The sequence below is a fragment of the Halomonas sp. 11-S5 genome (assembly GCF_029889825.1).
Lineage (GTDB): Bacteria > Pseudomonadota > Gammaproteobacteria > Pseudomonadales > Halomonadaceae > Halomonas.
On record NZ_JARANW010000007.1, the window covers coordinates 1 to 16,459 of the forward strand.

At 55.3% G+C, this 16,459-nt stretch carries 16 protein-coding genes and 1 pseudogene; 16 read left to right on the plus strand and 1 reads right to left on the minus strand.

Annotated elements, in window-relative coordinates; all coding sequences use genetic code 11:
• Positions 1–46 precede the first annotated feature (46 nt).
• Positions 47–322 (minus strand): annotated as a pseudogene (locus OP497_RS07200) (IS3 family transposase); the annotation flags it as partial.
• A gap of 371 nt (positions 323–693) precedes the next feature.
• Between OP497_RS07200 and OP497_RS07205 the strand changes: the two are divergent.
• The 16 genes from OP497_RS07205 (at position 694) to OP497_RS07280 (ending at position 16,338) form a co-directional block, all read left to right on the plus strand.
• The gene (locus tag OP497_RS07205) at positions 694–1,380 is read left to right on the plus strand and encodes a DUF1523 family protein (protein ID WP_280547501.1); all 687 of its coding nucleotides are present in this window, start codon (positions 694–696) and stop codon (positions 1,378–1,380) included.
• Positions 1,377–2,663, plus strand: a complete 1,287-nt coding sequence (locus OP497_RS07210; RefSeq protein WP_280547503.1) for a phosphoribosyltransferase domain-containing protein — start codon at positions 1,377–1,379, stop codon at positions 2,661–2,663. Before OP497_RS07205 ends, OP497_RS07210 begins: the two co-directional genes overlap by 4 nt.
• Positions 2,660–3,430 (plus strand): hypothetical protein, encoded by a 771-nt coding sequence (locus OP497_RS07215; RefSeq protein ID WP_280547505.1) that lies wholly within the window; start codon positions 2,660–2,662, stop codon positions 3,428–3,430. Before OP497_RS07210 ends, OP497_RS07215 begins: the two co-directional genes overlap by 4 nt.
• A gap of 2 nt (positions 3,431–3,432) precedes the next feature.
• Positions 3,433–4,533 (plus strand): cysteine protease StiP domain-containing protein, encoded by a 1,101-nt coding sequence (locus OP497_RS07220; RefSeq protein ID WP_280547507.1) that lies wholly within the window; start codon positions 3,433–3,435, stop codon positions 4,531–4,533.
• 1 nt (position 4,534) lies between these two features.
• Positions 4,535–5,461, plus strand: coding sequence for an HpcH/HpaI aldolase/citrate lyase family protein (locus tag OP497_RS07225; RefSeq protein WP_280547509.1), 927 nt, complete (start codon positions 4,535–4,537; stop codon positions 5,459–5,461).
• Positions 5,462–5,586: 125 nt separating this feature from the next.
• Positions 5,587–6,183 (plus strand): TerD family protein, encoded by a 597-nt coding sequence (locus OP497_RS07230; RefSeq protein WP_280547511.1) that lies wholly within the window; start codon positions 5,587–5,589, stop codon positions 6,181–6,183.
• 50 nt (positions 6,184–6,233) lie between these two features.
• Positions 6,234–6,686, plus strand: coding sequence for a tellurite resistance TerB family protein (locus OP497_RS07235; RefSeq protein ID WP_280547513.1), 453 nt, complete (start codon positions 6,234–6,236; stop codon positions 6,684–6,686).
• Between the two features lie 73 nt (positions 6,687–6,759).
• The gene (locus tag OP497_RS07240) at positions 6,760–7,737 is read left to right on the plus strand and encodes a calcium/sodium antiporter (protein ID WP_280547514.1); all 978 of its coding nucleotides are present in this window, start codon (positions 6,760–6,762) and stop codon (positions 7,735–7,737) included.
• 37 nt (positions 7,738–7,774) lie between these two features.
• On the plus strand, positions 7,775–8,356 hold the full coding sequence (locus OP497_RS07245) for a TerD family protein (RefSeq protein ID WP_280547517.1): 582 nt from the start codon (positions 7,775–7,777) through the stop codon (positions 8,354–8,356).
• 73 nt (positions 8,357–8,429) lie between these two features.
• Positions 8,430–9,008: a TerD family protein gene (locus OP497_RS07250; protein WP_280547519.1), complete on the plus strand. Its 579-nt coding sequence runs from the start codon at positions 8,430–8,432 to the stop codon at positions 9,006–9,008.
• Between the two features lie 472 nt (positions 9,009–9,480).
• A complete protein-coding gene (locus OP497_RS07255; RefSeq protein WP_280547521.1) occupies positions 9,481–10,659 on the plus strand; it encodes a TerD family protein in 1,179 nt (392 codons plus the stop codon).
• A gap of 143 nt (positions 10,660–10,802) precedes the next feature.
• Positions 10,803–11,447, plus strand: a complete 645-nt coding sequence (locus OP497_RS07260) for a VWA domain-containing protein (protein WP_280547523.1) — start codon at positions 10,803–10,805, stop codon at positions 11,445–11,447.
• A 13-nt stretch (positions 11,448–11,460) separates the two neighbouring features.
• Positions 11,461–12,105 carry a VWA domain-containing protein gene (locus tag OP497_RS07265; protein WP_280547524.1) on the plus strand — a complete coding sequence of 215 codons (645 nt, stop codon included), beginning with the start codon at positions 11,461–11,463 and terminating at the stop codon, positions 12,103–12,105.
• A gap of 12 nt (positions 12,106–12,117) precedes the next feature.
• A complete protein-coding gene (locus OP497_RS07270; protein ID WP_280547525.1) occupies positions 12,118–13,164 on the plus strand; it encodes a TerY-C metal binding domain-containing protein in 1,047 nt (348 codons plus the stop codon).
• A 77-nt stretch (positions 13,165–13,241) separates the two neighbouring features.
• A complete protein-coding gene (locus tag OP497_RS07275; protein WP_280547526.1) occupies positions 13,242–14,843 on the plus strand; it encodes a protein phosphatase 2C domain-containing protein in 1,602 nt (533 codons plus the stop codon).
• Positions 14,836–16,338 carry a lipopolysaccharide kinase InaA family protein gene (locus tag OP497_RS07280; protein ID WP_280547528.1) on the plus strand — a complete coding sequence of 501 codons (1,503 nt, stop codon included), beginning with the start codon at positions 14,836–14,838 and terminating at the stop codon, positions 16,336–16,338. The genes OP497_RS07275 and OP497_RS07280 overlap by 8 nt, the downstream gene beginning before the upstream one ends.
• Positions 16,339–16,459: the final 121 nt, after the last annotated feature.

The window sequence follows — 16,459 nt, forward strand, 5'->3', positions numbered from 1 at the left end:
GAAGGATCGATCCAACTGTGACGCGTCATGGCAGGTTGATCCCGGACTTTTTTTTGAGCCAGTCAAGCTCCATCTTCAGCCGGCCGATCTCGCTGTAGAGCTTCTCATCCGACTGGAATTCGGCCTTCGGCTTGGCCCCCCGCTTCTTGTCGAACAGCGTCGAGGAATCCTCGAGCAGGGCCTTCTTCCATTGGCTGACCTGTACCGGATGAACGCCGTAGTCCTGCCCGATCTCGTTGGCTGTTTTCAGCCCGCGAATCGCTTCCAGGGCCACCTTGGCCTTGAGCTCCGGGGAGTGGGTGTTGCGTTTCTGATTCGACATCATCGATCCCTTCGAAATCGGCCAGGCGATAGCTTAAACCAGTGTCTGGATTTCAGGGTCCACTATAGATACGTAACGGGTGGGGCCGATCGACCCGGTTGACATTGAGCTAGTTTATGGCGGCACTACTGCAGAGGGCTTACGCAGCAGAAAGTCACCGTTGTCGCTGTTGGTGCCATCACCGCTCAATTGGACCTTGATCGAGTCGTTGCAGGCGGGCGACCAAGGCGTTAGTGTTTTGCACATGGTGAGAGGTTTCCTGGAATGTTCTATGGCTTGAATTTTTTGATTACACAAGAAAAATCTCGCCATCCCCGTTTGCAGGCCTACCTGGTGAATATCCCTAGACCACCACGAAAAGGAAATTGTCAATGAAGCGCCTTAGATACACGCTGTTTGGCGTGATGATGGTCGTAATCGGCGCAGCCCTGCATTATGCCCTGCCCCAGGTTGACGTCGTGCGGCTTATAGGAACGGACGTTAAGCGCGTCGATACGCAAGAGGGCACGCAGGATACCGTTAACGATGGGTCTGTACGCACGACTGACGTGTATTTCATACTTGCTGAAAGCAAAGATGGAGATCCACGCAACTACCGCAACGAGGATGCGCTTGTCTACGGTAAGTTCGACAGCTCTGATTTGCATACCCGCGCCCGCTCTATCGCCCAAAACGAGCAGAGCCTTGCGGCGGTCCGACACTACGGTTGGCGTGTGCCGATCTTCTCGATGTTTCCTAACGCAGTGCATGTCTGGAAGGTTGACGATCCGGGTTACCGGCACTTCCCGCTCTTCAACATTATCGTACTGAGTTTGCTGGCTGGCGGAGCTACTTATATTGCCTGGCGGGTTCGCGGCTTTCGCCAGCGTCTTTCCGCTCGCCGCGTGGCGATTGAGGAGGAGCGCGCGGAACAGGAGTCACTGGCTGAGCAAGATCGCTCGGCGCGCCGAAGTGATGATGAAGGTCGGCGTGTGCGCGATGAATTCCTGTCAGGCAATGGCTCGGGCAAGGGTCGTAACGACGGATCATCTCACGATGACGGAAGATCGGCGAAATGACCGTGCCTTCCGCGCAGCACAGTCTTCATTTAAGTGATATAGGAGATGCCGAGGGTGAGAAGGCTGAATCTTGGCAGCCAGACGTGACTCGTCATACTTTAAGCACGGGGACCTTGACGCTCGAGATTGAAGGCCGGAATACCCGGCCATTAAGTGATTTTTTTCGGATCGCGGAGCGACAGAACCCCAAGCGGGCCTTTCTTTTTGTCTCTACAATTCTCGGTCGGCATATCCCCGTGACTACGTTCACGCACCGTGCGGCTTTGGACCAACTTGCTGATATCGTGCTTCCTCACCTGGGTTCGGGGCCGATTTTGGTGATGAGTTATGCTGAAACCGCAGTAGGACTTGGCCTTGGCGTCTTTGAAGGTCTGCGTCAAAAATGTCCGGGCCGGTCGATGGGGTACCTTCCCACAACTCGGTTGTGCCCTGAAGGGGTCATACCCTGGATGAAGACCCGCGAGGATCATTCACACGCAGCTGATCATGTTATTCTACCACCCAGGGCGGGCGTCCTTCCGGTTGGTAATGATGCCACACTGGTTCTCGTGGATGACGAAACCACAACAGGCAACACGTTCAAGGGACTTGCCCTAGAGCTTTTCCGGGCTGGCGTAACGGTGGCGCGGGTCGTTCTCGTCACCTTGACCGACTGGTCAGATAAGCACTGTATCACGGCTGTACGGGATGCTCTCCCTGACGCCTCAGTGAATGCTGTTTCGCTTCTTTCAGGAAGCTACACCTGGTCACCATCCCCCGGCATACAGCCGCACCCTCTCCCTCCGAGGTGTCCTCCGGGCTGCCCGTTTTGGGTTCCTGAATCTGCCGAGTCCTTTGGTGTGCCGCGATTTGGACTTAGCTCTCACGACATGGCGCGCGACAACAAGGCATGGGCTGAACATGTCGACCTTCGACTTCTGCCTCTGCTTAAACCCGCGGCTCGGGTACTCGTGGTCGGTACCGGCGAGCATGTCTGGCACCCTTTTCTTGCGGCAGAGCGAATTTCACAAAATGGTCACGAAGCCAGTTTAATTTCAACGACCAGGTCTCCGGTTCTGCTAGGCCCGGTCATCAAAAATCAGATCAGCTTTCCGGATCACTATGGGCTCGGGATCAACATGTATCTCAACAACGTCGATCCCTCCGAGTGGGATGAGGTCATCCTGTTCACGGAAACCGGTCTTTCTGGTGTCCCTGCAGAATTGAGATCCGCATTGGGTCGGGGCTGGATCGTCGACGGACTCCAGCAAATCACCCTCATGAGTAAAGACGTCGCGCCATGATTAGATCCGACAGCGAGGCACCCGGCCTGTGCAACTCGGCCCGTCGCCCTGTTCTTTTTACAGATCTTGACGATACGCTGTTCCAAACTGCGCGAAAGATAACCGAGCCCGTTTGTGAGTCCCACCTCGCCGCAGAGGCGACCAACGGCCATCACTCCTATATGACCGAATCACAGGCATCAATGACACAATGGCTTCTGGAGTCCACTCGCATGGTTCCGGTAACGGCCCGTTCGACAGACGCGCTCTCCCGTTGCCGAATTCCGTTCAAGAACTGGAAGGTTGCGGCAAACGGTGCTGTTATTCTCAATCCCGAGGATCATGCTGACTCCGAGTGGTCGAGGCATATCACACAAATTTCGAAGGCATCTCATACAACCTTGGAAACTCTAGATGCATTAACCTGCTCACATAATACGGATGGCCGTTTCCGGCACTGGATTGTCCGGGAAGAAGGGCGGCCGGTCTATTTCTGCGTAAAGTCCAACGGCGAGGAGGCTTGGCTCGATGACCTGCGTGAGCCACTCTGCTCGATTACTGGGGAAGAATTTCTATACCATCGCAATGGTAACAATATGAGCTTTACCCCTCGGGGCATCTCGAAGATGGCGGCTGTGGCTCACCTTATCGACAGGAATCCGGAGATCCGGGACGGGGTAATCATTGCGATGGGCGACAGTCTTACGGACCTGCCCTTCATGGGACTGGCCGATATGATGATGATCCCGCCAGGATCTCAGCTCGATACCGCCATCAGAAGGGGTTAAACATGCTCGATGTGTCTAAGACCATCCGGTACAGCTACGACCCTGAGGACGTTACGTTCCTGCTGACGCCTATCAAGATCGCCCCCACGGACGTGGCCGAGAAAGAACGCCTGATCCAGTCCGGACAGGCGCATTACTCAGAGATGATCTCTGAAGAGCGGCGCCCCGATGCGCGCTACATGCAGATCTACGAGAACGCGCTCGGCCGTCACCTCGTACGCATCGCCTTCGACATCGCCCGGATCGCGCTAAGGATCAGGAATGAGATCGCTTGCGGCGATCTCGCTCAGCAGATCTCGCTCTGCTCTCTCGTGCGCGCTGGCGTACCATACGGTGTTCTCCTACGCCGCGCGCTGGTAAAGCTCGACGTCGATGTCACCCATTACGGGGTATCGATCATCCGCGACCGCGGACTCGACCCGGTCGCGATGGAATATGTCTGTGGTGCACGGCCTAATGCGGACATCCTCTTCGTGGATGGCTGGACCGGCAAAGGTGCAATTGCCGGCGAACTCACGAAGGCCTGGAAGTCGATGTCCGGGCAACCTCCCCGCCTCGTGGTGCTAGCCGACCCGTCCGGCCACGCTTGGCTTGCAGGGTCGCACGAAGATTGGCTCATCCCGAGCGGGATCCTCGGTGCCAACGTCTCCGGTCTCATAAGTCGCTCGATCCTGAGATCAGATATTTTGGGTCCGGGCGATTTCCATGGTGCGATGACGGTAGATCATCTCGCTGATCTGGACCGTTCGCGCGATTTTATCGAACGGGTCATGGCCACGTTTGATGCGGTCCTCGAGAGGGCGAGTCCGGTGGAGCGGACCACTGAGTGTTGCGTGCATCTGCGTGCGCAGGCCGCGAAGTGCGTGGGTGCAATCGCTTATCATCACGAGGTTGATAACCTCAATCGAATCAAGCCCGGGATCGCCGAGGCCACCCGAGCGGTCCTGCGCCGCCGGCCGCGTAAGGTTTTCCTGCGTGACGCGGAGGATCCCGATCTTGCAGCTCTGCTGCACCTTTGTCAGCAGGACGGGGTCGAGACGGAAGTGGACGCAGAGGTCACCGGTCCCTACAGAGCGATCACACTTATCGAGAAGATATCCTGAGATGCATCGTTTCGACGCCTACTCCCTCGGGGCAACGCTTTACATGCCCGTCCTACATCCGAAGGTTGCGAACATTCTGAACGGTTGCGTACCTGCACCGGCCTCTTCCATCGTGCTCTGTCTCGAAGACGCACTCGCAGAAAGGGACGTTCCGGACGGTCTCAGTCGGCTCGTCCGGCTCATCAGTGATCTCCCCAACCGTCTTCCGGTGCGCGCATTTCTGCGGCCTCGCGACATGAACATGGGACGCGATCTGTGCGCTCGGGCGGCTGGGACCGCGATCGAGGGGATCGTCGCCCCGAAGGTAATGCCGGAAACCTTACCTGATTGGCTCGAAATGACACGGGATGCAAACCTCTCCGTCATGCCCACTTTGGAGAGCGCATCTTTCTTCGATCCCGGCCGGATCTGCGCCATCCGGGATATTCTCGATGATCACCCGAATGACGCTTCCCGGATCGCAGCAATTCGTTTGGGTGGAAACGATCTGCTTTCGGCTCTTGCGTTGCGGCGTGCACGCGGCGTCACTTCTTGGGAGGGACCTCTCGGCTGGATTCTGTCAATGGCCTCCAGTATTTTGATTTCCGCAGGCTACCCGGTCGCCGCCCCGGTCTATGATGTAATCGATGATCTCGAGACATTGCGGCGAGAAGTCGATCGGGACGTGGCAGCGGGCTTTATATCAAAAACCGTGATTCATCCTGCTCAGACACCTGTCATAAATGAAGCTTTCCGAGTATCTAGCGAAGATATCGAACAGGCCCGCGCGGCTCTTGATTCCCAGGCACGTGCGGTTTTCCAATTTGGCGGTGTCATGTGCGAGCCGGCGACGCATCGCGCCTGGGCGGAGCGAACGATGGCGCGCGAAGAGATATTCGGTGTTTCCGAGGAAGAATCGCCACGGGAAAGTAAAATTGCATTCGGATAACCAAGCGCTCTTCGTGAAAAACTTTATAAGGACTGTAGACCTTCGGTCTAGGTACGTTTCACTCAACCCGCTTAATTTGCATTTAACAAGTATACTTATCATAGTTTAAAAGGAGAAACACGACGATGGCAATTTCACTCAGCAAGGGTCAGACCATTTCCCTGGCCAAAACTGGCAGCTCAGGTCTGAGCAAAGTCTTTATGGGTCTTGGATGGGATCCGGTTAAGAAGAAAAGCGGTGGCTTTCTTGGGAAGCTGCTCGGTGGTGGCGGCGGAGACAATATCGATCTCGATGCCAGCGTGATTCTGCTTGATGCAAACAAGTCGGCTGTCGACACGGTCAGCTTCAATCAGCTTAAGTCGAAGGACGGCGCGATCCGCCACGGCGGCGACAACCTGACCGGTGAAGGTGAGGGTGATGACGAAGTCATCTATGCAGAGCTGACGAAACTACCTACGAATGTTTCTCATCTAGTTTTCACAGTCAACAGTTTCCGTGGCCAGACCTTCAACGAGGTTGAGAATGCCTTCTGTCGTCTCGTGGATGAGGCAAATAATGAAGAATTGTGCCGCTATACCCTGACAGATCAGGGTACACATACCGGCGTCATCATGGCATCGATGACAAAGACCGCTGACGGCTGGACGATGACCGCCCACGGCAAGCCCTGCACGGGTCGCACCGTCAAGGATCTCGTCCAGGACGCAGTATCAGTGATTTAACAAGACGGCGCTTCAACCGAAGGGCTTTTCATCAAGCAGGAGAAAATAGTATGCCTATGAACTGGCTGAAAGAAAACGTCACGAAGGCACGGGCAAACCTTGCCGCTGAAGTGTCGAAGTTCAAGAACCGAGACTTCATGGAGGCCGTGGTCTCCGGGTGTGCCTTGGTTGCCGCGGCCGACGGGACGGTCGATGCTTCCGAAAAGCAGAAGATGGCGGCGTTCCTGGAGCGTTCCGACGAACTGAAACATTTCGATATCCGACAGGTCATCGAGGTTTTCAACAAGGCAGTTGGAGATTTTGAATTTGATCATGCAATTGGCAAAGCAAACGCTCTTAAGACAATCAGCAAGATTCGTGGCAAGGATGATCAGGCTAGGGTCTTGGTACGTGTCGTCTGTGCCATTGGTGCTGCTGATGGAGATTTCGATAAAGATGAAAAGTCGGTGGTACGCGAAATCGCACAAGAACTCGGCCTAAATGCCGAAGAATTTGACCTCTGACCTCTGACCTCGACTGGATTGTTTTTGCTAGCTAATAAAGTCCGCTTGTATTTTTTTAATACCAGGAAAAAACATGCATGAACTCACGACTTACCAACTCACACTTATTGCTCTTGGCGCAATTGCTTTTGGCGTCTGGATGCTCATTAAGGGTGGCGATTGGACCGTCGACAATGCGGTAACGGTCGCACGGCGATCAGGCCTGTCAAAGCTCTTTATCGCCGCCACGGTGGTCGCTTTTGGAACTTCGGCGCCGGAGCTCTTCACTTCAGTCAATGCTAACCTGTCCGGCTTCCCAGGTATTTCCGTCGGCAACGTTATTGGCTCCAATATTGCCAATGTCTTCATGGTGGTTGCGGTATCTGCCATGATTGCGCCGGTAGTATTCAATCGGTCTGAAGTGCGTCTGGACACGATAGTGATGCTTGTTGCCACTGCAGCGATGGTTGCGGCGATCCTTGCAGGAATATTGCCGACTTGGGGTGGTATTGTCATGGTGATCGCTCTTGCTGGCTATGTGTTCTACCAATACAAGGCCAGCAAGCTCGATATCGATGAGGTCGAAGAGCACGATGCCGGTGGCCGTTTTCCCGGGCTGATGCTACTTGTCGGAATCCTGACCTTGCTCGTCGGATCCGAGATACTGGTTCAGGGGGCGGTCGCCGGTGGCGTGGCGCTAGGAGTTCCGGAAGCCGTGATAGGCATGACTCTAATTGCTTTCGGGACATCTTTGCCCGAGCTTACCGCGTGTGTCGCCGCCGCCCGGAAAGGACAGAACGATATGATCGTTGGCGGCATCATCGGCAGCAACGTATTCAACATCCTCTCGGTAATGGCGATCTCTGCTGTGGCAAGGCCATTGTTGATAGATCCGCGTTTTGCGTCTTTTGACATGCTCGCTGTCGTAGTGGTTACACTTGTTTTTGCTGCCTTCTTACTCTTTGTGGGCAAGATTGGCCCCATTGCAGGCGGGGTGATGGCGGCTTGCTACCTTGCCTTCATCATCGCGCAATACACGGTGGCAGAGAGCCTCGTCGCCGTCGTCCCCTGAAGCATCGCTTCAATATTTCATGAAAGGAGACACTTCAATGGCACTATCTCTTTCCAAGGGTGGAAATATTTCCTTGTCTAAGACTGATCCCGGACTCAAGAAAATCCTGATCGGACTTGGATGGGATGAGCGAGCCACGTCCGGCAATGATTTCGACCTCGATGCATCTGTCTTTATGGTGACAGCCGAGGGCAAGGTGCGTGGAGAAGCCGATTTCATTTTTTACGGGCAGCTCAAATCTGCCGATGGTTCGGTGGTTCATACCGGGGACAACCGTACTGGTGAGGGTGAGGGCGACGATGAGGCGATCGAGGTCGACCTCGAAAATGTTCCTTCCGACATCCAGAGGCTTGTGGTGACGGTGACCATTCATGAGGCTGAAAATCGTAAGCAGAATTTCGGCATGGTTCAAAACGCCTTTATCCGCGTTGTAAACAATGAGATTGGCAATGAGATCGTCCGCTACGATCTGACGGAGGACTATTCTACCGAGACCGCGTTGGAGTTCGGCGAGGTCTACCGTCACAGTGGTGAATGGAAATTCCGCGCCATCGGTCAGGGTTATGCCGGTGGATTGATGGCCATGTGCCAGCGTTACGGCATCAACGCTACGGCGTGATACATCGCTTGACCCGGATCATCCGGGTTGGGTATTTCTTCTCACCGACTCAACTCAAGAAAAGGAGCTAGACATGGCAGTTTCTCTTTCCAAAGGAGGCAATGTCTCACTTAGCAAGGAGGCCCCCGGCCTCAAAAACGTGATCGTGGGACTCGGTTGGGACCCGCGCGTGACGGATGGCAAAGAATTCGACCTTGATGCTTCTGTTTTCATTTGCGGCGAAGATGGCAAGGTCCGAAGTGACGTAGACTTCGTGTTCTACAACAATAAGACCGGCGCCGATGGCTCGGTCGAACACCAGGGTGACAACAAGACGGGCGAAGGCGAAGGTGACGATGAGCAGGTCAAAATCGATCTCTCGAAGATACCCGCCGATGTGAAGAAGCTTGCCTTCGCGGTTACGATCCATGACGCTGAAAGCCGCCAGCAGAATTTCGGCATGGTTTCCAACGCATTCATGCGTATCGTGAATGCCGAAGACGATAAGGAACTTGCGCGCTATGACCTCAGTGAGGATTACAGCGTGGAAACCGCAATGATCTTTGGCGAGGTATACCGCCACGGTAACGAGTGGAAATTCAAGGCTATCGGCCAAGGTTTCGGTGGTGGCCTCCACCCGCTTGCAAGCTCTTTTGGAGTGAACGTCGGCTGAAGGCATAGCTCAGGGGCCCGCAATGCGGGCCCCTTTTTCAACATCAGCGTGACGGGACTCTATCATCATGGATCTGACAATAGAGACGAATACCTCTCTCCTAATTTCAGACAGGACGCGACGATCGTGCTGCCGCCGGAGGCAGGTATCAATGTTACCGCATTAATGATCTATCCCAACAGAATGATAACCTGGACCAGGATGCGTGACCTGAAAAGTTATAAATGAACTACTTAATGCCGGTCTAGTACCGTAACAAAAAGGCGCGATGTATCGAAAAAATTACTAGACGTAGCGGTACGACTAAAAGATAAAATTATTAAAAACATGATAGTGCATAAGAACTTGTTTATACGTGATGTACGAGATTATACAAAATAACAAAGCATTCGGTATATTACTTAATACGTGATACGCAGCACATCAGCTGAAAAGCCAGCTAATATCATCATAACATAGGATGCGCTTCACAATGGGTACCACTCTTGTCGCTGGGCAGAATGCCAAGCTCTCCAACACACACCTGACCTTCAAGCTAAACGTTATTAATGCGCCGTCAGCCAATCTGGACGCGTCGGCTATTTTACTTGCAACTAATGGTAAAGTTTCGTCCGACGACGATTTCATTTTTTTCAACCAGCCCCAGCATACCTCTGGCGCGTTGATACAGAAGGACGGGTCAACTTTTAGTGTCGATCTGAGCAAAGTGCCGCCGCATTTGGAAAAAATCGTCTTTGTGCTAACGGTTGAACAGAGCCTATCGGCGCTGGCGAGCGGCTACCACTTCCGGATTTTTGGCGATAGCGATGACTTCGAGTTCACCGGGCAAGGCTCAGGACGCTCCGAGAAGTCGCTGATCGTCAGCGAAATTTATCGTCGCAATGGTGACTGGAAAGTGAAAGTGGTCGATCAAGGCTTTACCGGTGGCATGGCGCCACTCGCTGAGCATTTCGGCGTTGAGGTCGACGCTAGTGCTGGCCAGGGCGCGCGGACACCATCACCTCCGCCCAAGCCCGTGGAGAAGAGACCGATCAGCCTCAGCAAGATTACCTTGGAGAAGAAAGGGGACACGGTCTCACTCGAAAAAAAGTCGAACTCGTTCGGTAAGATCCATGTCAACCTGAACTGGAATCAGGGCAGCGGCGCTGTCAAAAAAGGACTGCTCGGCTCGCTCATGAGTGGCAACAAGGGCGGCATCGATCTCGATCTGGGCTGCATGTATGAGTTTCGGGACGGTTCCAAGGGCATCGTTCAAGCTTTGGGGAATAACTTCGGTAGCCTCGATAGCGCCCCTTACATGTTCCTCGATGGTGACGATCGCACCGGCGCGGTGAATACTGGCGAGAGTCTCTATATTAATGGCAAACACTGGAACGATATCAAGCGTGTAATGATCTTCGCTTTCATCTACGAAGGGGTGCCCAACTGGGCGCAGACGGATGGAAGAGTCGTGATCAGCACGCCCGAACAACCGGAAATCGAGATTCGTATGGACGCCACTGGGAGTGATCAGAATTTCTGCGTTATCGCGATGTTGGAGAACCGTAACGGATCGCTGAACATCGCCAAAGAGGTTAACTACTTCGCTGGGCATCAAGTAGCTGACGAACAATATGGCTTCGGTTTTAAGTGGAAGGTTGGTCGAAAATAATGTGAGTTGATTTAAAAAGGCAAATTCACTTGCCCAGAATTCCAGTGAATGGTCTGACGGCTTCTACAGTTTGACTGATTGGTAACGTGACTACGCTGAACCACGAGCACAGTTTTGCAGCTAAAAACAGCTACGAGGAAACCATGAGAAGACTGCCCGTATACCTTGTCCTCGACAAGTCCTACTCAATGGCCGGTGAGCCTATCGAGGCCGTCAATCAGGGCCTGCAAGCCTTGGTCGACATGCTGCGCCAGGACCCTTTCGCCCTGGAGACGGTGTATCTATCGGTCATCGAGTTCAGTTCGAAGGCTGAGCACACCGTGCCGCTTTCCGATCTGATGACGTTCCAGCCGCCCACCCTCAGGCCGGATGGCATGACATCGTTGGGTGCTGCGCTGACTCTCACCGCCGAACGGATTCAGCAGGAGGTTCAGGCTTCGACAAGCGATGCTAAGGGTGACTGGCGGCCGCTGGTCTTCGTGTTCACTGACGGCGTTGCCAACGATGACTTGGATGCCGGCATCCAGGCCATCAGGGGAGTGAGCGTGGCCAAACTGGTTGGCTGCGCCGCTGGCGCCGAGGCTGAAGTCGCAGACCTGAAGCGGTTCGCGACAGATGTGATGCGTCTGGACAACAACGATGCTGAGTCAATTCGCGCTTTCTTCGCCTGGGTCTCATCGAGTGTCAGCATGACGAGCCAGTCGGTTGAATCTGGTGGTGGCGATAGTAATGCGGAGCTGCCACCGCCGCCCAAGGAAATCAACGTCATCGATCTGAGCAAAGACTGAATCAGGAGATACCATGGATCGCCGTCTACCCATCTATCTACTCATCGACTCATCAGGCTCCATGCGCGGCGAACCCATCCAGTCGGTCAACGTTGGCATAGCAGCAATGCTGACCGCGCTGCGTCAAGACCCCTACGCGCTTGAGACCGTGTACCTGTCGTTCATCACCTTCGATAACGAGGTTAAGGAGTTGTTGCCCCTGCAGTCCTTGGAAAGCGCTCAGGTCAATGACATCGAGTTGCCCCGCTCAGGAGCGACTCACATGGGTGAAGGCCTCAACAAGGTGTGCGATTGTGTCGAGCGAGACGTTATTACCTCGACCGCCGATCAGAAGGGTGATTTCCGGCCGATGCTATTCGTCATGACTGATGGCGCACCGTCGGATCTCATGGAATTCGAGGCGGCGGTACAGCGCATCAAGGGCATGAAATTCTCCGAAATAATCGCCTGTGCCGCCGGCCCCAAGGCTAAGCAGGACCATCTCCAAAAGTTCGCGACTAAGATGGTGAGCCTCGAGACCATGGACAGCTCCAGCTTCGCCACGTATTTCCAATGGGTATCGGCTTCTATCGCTGCCAACGCCAGCGGCCAGCAGAACGGCGTCGGCGAAGACATCACCTTGCCGCCCCCACCCGACGAAGTTCAGGTCGTCCTTTAACGCGAGGTTGTGATGAGACGTCTACCAATATTCTTCGTGCTCGATGTATCGGAATCCATGGCTGGCGAGCCGATAGCTCAGCTGCAATCAGCCATGGAGTCGATTGTCGAACAGCTACGCCAGGATCCCAATGCCTTGGAGACCGTGCACATCTCAGTGATCGCCTTCGCTGGGAAGGCTGGCATGGTAGTGCCGCTGGTCGAGCTGATGAGCTTCTACCCGCCGCGCTTACCGCTGGGCGGCGGCACGGCGCTTGGCGAGGCACTAGATGAGCTTATGACACGCATCGAAGTGGAGGTCAAGAAGACCACCTCCGATCAGCGTGGCGACTGGGAGCCAGTAATCTACCTATTGACCGACGGCCGTCCTACTGATCGCACTGATGCCGCAATAAGCCGCTGGCGCAAGCAGTATGCCAGCCGTGCTCACCTGATTGCGGTGACTCTGGGAGGTGGTGCTGATACACGGGTGCTCAAGCAACTCACCGATGATGTTGTGGCCTTGGATTCCGGCGGTGGTGATGACCTGAGTCGTTTCGCCCAATGGGTTTCGGCGTCGGTCGCCGCGCAGAGCCAGGCACTCGATATGGGCAAAAGCGCTCCGGGCATCTCGTTGGCAAAGGCCGGAGAAGCGGGCATTAGCTTGGTCAAGGACAGCGATTCTGCGCCGGTCGATGAACAAGTCGTAGTTTTCACAGGTCGCTGCCACCGCAACAAGAAGCCGTACTTGCTCAAGTACAATGCAGTTTCGGTACCGGGTAATTTTGGCGCCCCGGCCGGCCAGGGGGTCTACGGGCTCGAGGGAGCCTACCCGTTGAGCGAAGAGTACTTCGAGTGGTCCTCCGAGGGCGGCGCCGCTTCCACAGTGAGCAGCGATCAGCTCGAGGGGGCACCACCGTGTCCGCATTGCGGTGCGGTCACCTCGTTTGCAATGTGTAGCTGCGGCAAGCTGATGTGCTGTAACGGACCCGGGGAACAGACCTGCCCCTGGTGTGCCGACACCATCGAGTTTGGCAAGGGCGGCGGCAGTAGCTTTGATATCGGCAGGGGGCAAGGGTGAGACGATCGCAAGAATACTACGCACGTGTCTTATGCAGCCTGCTACACGGAGAGCTTGGTCGCTTCAAGGATCAATATATGGCACTCGTGATGAACGAAACCGACGTGCCAGAGTTGATCGACGATTTGCGAGAAAACCTTCACTTAAAGCTGGCTGAGCATGACGCCACAACTGCAGGAAAAAGCAAAGAGGCTTTTACACCGGGGATTGCTATTAGCGAGGAAACATTAGTGAATCAACATAATAGCGATGACTCCGACGGCCATCACCAGGACTCTACGTCTCTAAAGCCGGGAGAAATTCCACAAACGCCGCTGACAGAGCCGCCACCGTGCCCGGTGCAGAGACGCACCGAGAACTTACCCAACGGCCGCTCCGGGCAAGCCTATAAAATCAGTCTCGGTGAGGTGATAGGTGATCTGCCGCCTCAGTTAGTGCTTGAGGACGATGGTGGTACGGGTATGACGTTGTCTGAGGAGCGGCAATTGCAGGGCACACCAACGGCGGCAGGATCGGTACAAATTCAGTTGTCCGGCCTCGATAGCCAGGGCGAGCCTGTCTTGGACCTCACCCTTAAGCTGGCGCTGATTCCAAGTTCTCGGGATCTCTGGAAAGATCTCTCCTCCGATCCCGATGCACCCTACGCCAAGCCTGACGTGGAGGTCGACCGGCTGGCCATCGGCGAGGGTTGGCACATGGCCATGGGGTCGCAGCGTGGTCGCTCACATGCCCATCGTGGCGGGCAACGCGATGACCATGGAGTGATCGCTCGCACCGCATCTGGCTGGAACCTGTTACTGGTTGGGGATGGCGCTGGGTCCTGTGATTTCTCCCGACAGGGCAGCCTGCTGGCGACGACGAAAGCACGCGACGCCTTGGTTGAGGCCGTTGAGGGCGATTCAGGGATCAAGCTCGAGGAAACCGTATTGGCCTGGTGGACAGGTGGTGACCATTCCCTGATGCCTCAAGAGCTCGTCATGACTATCCAAAGCACCGTCATTACGTCCGTGCATCAGGGACATTTGGCGATCAGGAACGAGTCAAAGGCCTCCGGCCACCCATTAAAGGCCTTTTCGACAACGCTACTGCTGGCGCTGCACAAGGAGACCCTCCAGGGGCATGTAGTAATTACCTTTGGTATTGGCGACGGTGGAATCGCGGCGCTGACGGATGGTAGCCAGGCAACGCTTATGAACAATGCTGATTCGGGCCAGCACGTCGGTCAGACACGTTTTCTCGATGCGCCCCTGTTCCAGGAAGGGCAGAGCCTCTACCAACGGGTCAAGGTCCGAGTGTTCGATTCGCTGGATGCCTTGATTTTGGCAACTGATGGGGTGACAGATCCCAAGTTCGAATCCGAAAATGACATGCGGGAATCTGCTAGTTGGTGGGCGCTCTACGACGAATTGGCGCCAGCCCTCAGTGCCCCGGTCACTGAGGAGTCCCGGGATCCATTGCTCGAGTACCTCAACTTCTTTATCGAGCGCCACCACGATGATCGCACGGTGGCGGTGCTGTATCGGGAAAGCCAGGAATCGGCCTCAGACGTTGCCTCGCTGGTCTTGACGAGCGCAGATGTGGACGCAGCCACTCCTGAGGCAACCTCTGAGCTGCCAACGCAGAGCGCTGAGCCTTCCACTACTTCGAAGCTCGAGCAGAAAGGTGAAAAAGATGAGTGAACCGATCGTCACTCTGATCGACTCGAACGGGGAGCAGGTCCAGTTTCGCGACAGGATCATCGCCACCGGGGGCATGAAGGACGTCTATGCCAGCCCCGATAAGCGCTATGTAGTGGCGTTCTACCGCAACAAGCTTGATAATGCGGCGCGGCAGCGCTTGGAAATGATCACGGGCACTTATCGGCAGCGAATCTTCGATGATTCCCAGGGTGCCTACTGGGACCAGCTTTTCTGCTGGCCCACCTCCACAGTGGAACATAACGGTCGGGTCGGGGTTGTGGCGCCGTTCTATCAGGACCACTTCTTTTTTGAGCATGGTTCATTCAACAACGACATGCTCAAGATCCAGGGTAAGGACAAGGAAGGCAAGTGGTTTGCTTCGCCCAACAACCAGTTCAAGTTCCTGGATGAGCGAGAGCGGGGCAACTGGCTCAACTATCTGCAGCTGTGCCTCCGCCTGGCACGCGCGATCCGGCGATTGCATGCGGCCGGCTTGGCGCATAGCGACTTGAGCTACAAGAATGTCCTTCTGGCGCCGACCAAAGGGCACGTTTGCATCATCGATGTCGACGGGCTCGTGGTGCCTGATCGCTTTCCGCCTGAGGTAGTGGGCACTCCCGATTTCATTGCCCCGGAGTGCGTGGTTACTAGCCATTTGTCGAAGACTGACCCGAACCGGGCTTTACCCAGCATCTTGACCGATCGGCACGCTCTCGCCGTAATGGTGTACACCTTGCTGTTGCTACGGCACCCACTGCGGGGCCGAAAGGTGCATGCCGAGGAGCCGGGAGAGGACGAGCGCCTGACTATGGGCGAGAAGGCGCTTTTCGTCGAGCATCCGAGCGATACCAGCAATCGGATCAATCTCGCTGAGGCCAAGCCGACCGAAATGCCGTGGAAGGATACGAGCAAGCTTCCCTACACGGTGACCGGGCCTTATCTCAAGGAGATGTTCGACCGTGCCTTCATTGAGGGTCTGCATGATCCTCGCCGCCGGCCCAGTGCCGATGAGTGGGAGGTAGCGTTGGTGAAGACGGTCGACTTGGTCCAGCCGTGCCAGAACAGCGACTGCCAACAAGGCTGGTTCATCTTCGACAATACTACGATGCCACGCTGTCCTTTCTGTGGCACCCCCTATCGGGGTCAGCTGCCGGTAATGAATCTATACTCGAAGCGTGGAGATCGCTACCGGCCGGATAACCATCGCCTGATGGTTTACTCCAACCAAAGTTTGTTCCCTTGGCACATCAATCGGACGATCACGCCCAACGAGCGTCTGCCGGCCGAGCATAGAAGTCGTGTCGGATACTTCGTACAGCACCAGCGGCGTTGGTTCCTGGTCAACGAGCGTATGCCCGAGCTCAAGAACGCTGAGACAGGAGAGGCTGTTTCTCTCCTATCAAAAGTGGAGCTTGTCGATGGCTTGAAGCTGCTCACCGGCTCGGAACAGGGCAGTCGACTGTTGTACTTACAGATTGTGGAAGGACATGGCTAGCTCTAAGCCGGATTAGCCACCCAGGTGCCCAGGTAGCCCTAGCCGTCGGGAACTCGAAGCTCATGGTTTTGGCTTCCGGTCAGCCGGCAGATTGCAACGCTCGGTGGCGAGCAATACCGAC